Raw genomic sequence first — 3,024 nt, 5'->3', positions numbered from 1 at the left:
GGAGCGTCTCTTTTTGTTTTCAATTTATACCTAACTCAAAATTGAAAATAAATGAACGAACTGCCGCTTTCCTGTGCAAAAATCAGCGCCAAAAGCAGGAATGACCAAAAAAGGCTCAGCCAAAACCAAGACACTTTATGAGCCACATCCAACACTTTGGTATTGCGCATTACCCAATGACAGATTAAAATCAAAGGAATGATAACAGCAACTTTTAATATAGCCAAAGTGGTTAGCAAAGCTTTATCACTACTGATATAACCCGACATCGCGCAGAGCATTTGCCAGGATTTCCCAAAGGTATTCGAGCGGAAAAACACCCACGTAATATTAACCAGCATAAACGTAAGGAAAGCATATAGAAAACCAATCCACTGACTGTTCTCATCTACTATTCCTTCCGGATTATCAATCTTTTTGCGGTCTTTGAAATATTTCTCTACCCAAAGATAAATACCATGCAATCCACCCCAAGCTACAAAAGTCCAATTGGCGCCATGCCACAAGCCACCTAGTAGCATTGTCATCATTAACGCAAAATAGGTTCTTATTCTCCCGTGACGGTTTCCGCCTAACGGAATGTATAAATAGTCTCTTAACCAACTCGATAAAGTAATGTGCCAACGTCTCCAAAAATCAGAAAACCCAATCGCGGCATAGGGATAGTTAAAATTCTGTGGCAACACAAAACCCAAACACAGCGCTACCCCAATAGCACAAGTGGAATAACCGGCAAAGTCTAAAAATATCTGTCCGGAGAACGCTAACACTCCTATCCAGGCATCTAACATTGGTACTACATCCTGCGAATCAAAAACAGTATCGGCGGTTTCGGAAAGCATACTGTCGGCCAAAACCACTTTCATAAACAAACCTAATGTGAGTAACAATAATCCATCCATCAATTGCCTGCGCGAAGCTGTTCTAGGGGTTTCAAATTGTGGTACCAATTGCGGTGGTCTAACAATCGGCCCGGCTACTAAGTGCGGAAAGAAGGTTACGAACAAAGAGAAATCCAGCATTGATTTTACCGGTTCGCTTCGCTTTTTGTACATATCGATAGTATAACACAACGTAGTGAAAGTATAAAACGAAATTCCAGCCGGAAGAATAATATTCGGCTTAGCCGGATGGAAATCGAAACCAATTACATGGCTTAACGACACAAAATTATCGAGTAGAAAAGTGCCGTATTTGAAAAAGCAAAGCATTCCCAAATTTCCAATCAGACTGATGACTAAAAGCAGTTTCTTTTTATGTGGATTTTCCTGAGTGTACAAAGCTCTACCCACAAAGAAATCGACTACCGTAGAAAGCCAAAGCAATAAGATAAAAGGCGGGTTCCAGGCGGCATAGAATATATAACTGGCCAGTAAAAGGTTTACTTTTTTAGCTCTCCACGACAATGGTAAATTGTGCAGGAATAAAATCAGTATAAAAAAGGCGACGAATGTATAAGAATTGAATACCATGATTATACTTTTTTAGGGTTAGAGGTATTTTGCAGAAAAGTAAATCCGGGCTGTTGGCTCAACAAACGGAAAAACGCTTTGGTAAACAAAGCCGCATCAGACTGTTTTAAATGTGAAAACTCGGGACAGTCAAAATGATTGATAGCCGGATAATCCATAAAATGAATCCCCGGACATTTGGTTTCAGCTAAAAGACGGTTCCAAAATTTCTCTCGTGGAAAACCCATATTCTCACCTTGCAGATAAGGACCACTGGAAGGAGTTCGTACAAAAACCACTTCGCCTCCCCTGGCCTTAATCTTATCAACATCAGCTTTCACCGATTTGAAAATACCCTCAAAAGCTTGTGGTGGCATAGGCGGAGCACTCATCGCCATCTTGGCAAAAAAGGCCCAAATCCCTTTCACCTGATTGCGTTCGGCTTCATTAGCCACAAAACCATCGGTCATATAAGCCTGGCGGTCAAACGTATTCCGCTTAAAAGCCATCGGAAAAGTAGGCATCATAAAAACACCCGGACGGCTTTTGAGTTGCAACGCATCGAGTCTTGCATTAGTAGACAAATAATCTTTATCCAAAAAAACAAATTGGGATTCTACTAGCTTGTTCAGTTCAAAACTGGCGCGTTGTGCCGGCGTGCGGTCGTAGAAGTATTTGATATTCTCATTGGCGGTTTTCATAAACGGTGGAGCCATATTAAAAAACAATCCTTCCGTAACATCAATCACCAGTTTGCCTTTAAAATTGGGATCATTAGCCAAATCGGTTAAAGCCGGTCTGGGACAAGTCCCTTCCATGGCTAGCTGCACTGCCTGCACATCGGTAAGTTTTTCCCAAGTCGGTCGGTCTAAATCATACTTAATGCGCGAAGACCCTATAAAAACAATCGTTTTATCTGTTGGCCCGTAAACCTTAGCGCGTTTGTCTGACCATAAAGGCGGCCCGTCATCGTAATCAACTTTAATGCCTTGATTTCTTAAATACAATTCATAACCCAGGACAACGCCAACCACAATAACAAGTGTTACCATAGCCGATTTGAAAAGTGTTTTTTCGTTCATAAAAATAAAGATTGGTTAGAGATACTTTAGTATAAAATCCAATCAAGCGGGGAATTGATTTTTACAAATTTTATTGCTATTGCTCTCAAATTTAGACAATTAATCTTGTGAGATACTTCCTGACTATTTTTTTTATGAACTATTTTCTTGTTAATAAGTTGGAGTTTAATAGTAGGTAATAAAAAAAGCGACGGTGTCTTTATAAACACTGTCGCTTGTAGGACCCTAAATTAATTGGAATCTTATCGGATTACTTTTTTAGTCACTACTACTCCATCCTGCGATGTGATTTGAACTAATAATACTTCATTGGTGTCACCAACATTGATAATTGTATGATTGGCATTGATTGCTTTTTTCTCTTGAATCAATCTTCCTCTGATGTCAAATACTTTCACAATAGACATGATGGCATTACCCGTATTAATTACAAAATCATTGGAAGGATTTTTATAAATAATCACTTGATTGGAATTGAACACAGGATTTGT

The 3,024-nt window shown here is 39.5% G+C and carries 3 protein-coding genes; all 3 read right to left on the bottom strand.

The genetic code is table 11. The features are described 5' to 3' along the window. Nucleotides 1-35: 35 nt before the first annotated feature. The gene (locus V7D82_RS13560; RefSeq protein ID WP_333601488.1) at nt 36-1,472 is read right to left on the bottom strand and encodes an MBOAT family O-acyltransferase; all 1,437 of its coding nucleotides are present in this window, start codon (nt 1,470-1,472) and stop codon (nt 36-38) included. Between the two features lie 2 nt (nt 1,473-1,474). After that, complete coding sequence (locus V7D82_RS13555) at nt 1,475-2,533, bottom strand: hypothetical protein (protein WP_333601487.1); 1,059 nt, start codon at nt 2,531-2,533, stop codon at nt 1,475-1,477. Between the two features lie 242 nt (nt 2,534-2,775). Next, nucleotides 2,776-3,024, bottom strand: a 249-nt coding sequence (locus V7D82_RS13550) for a T9SS sorting signal type C domain-containing protein (RefSeq protein WP_333601486.1), incomplete at its 5' end; no start/stop codon positions are given.

Source organism: Flavobacterium sp., assembly GCF_036741995.1.
Taxonomy (GTDB): Bacteria; Bacteroidota; Bacteroidia; order Flavobacteriales; family Flavobacteriaceae; genus Flavobacterium.
This window is presented reverse-complemented; position numbering and strand designations above follow the sequence as displayed.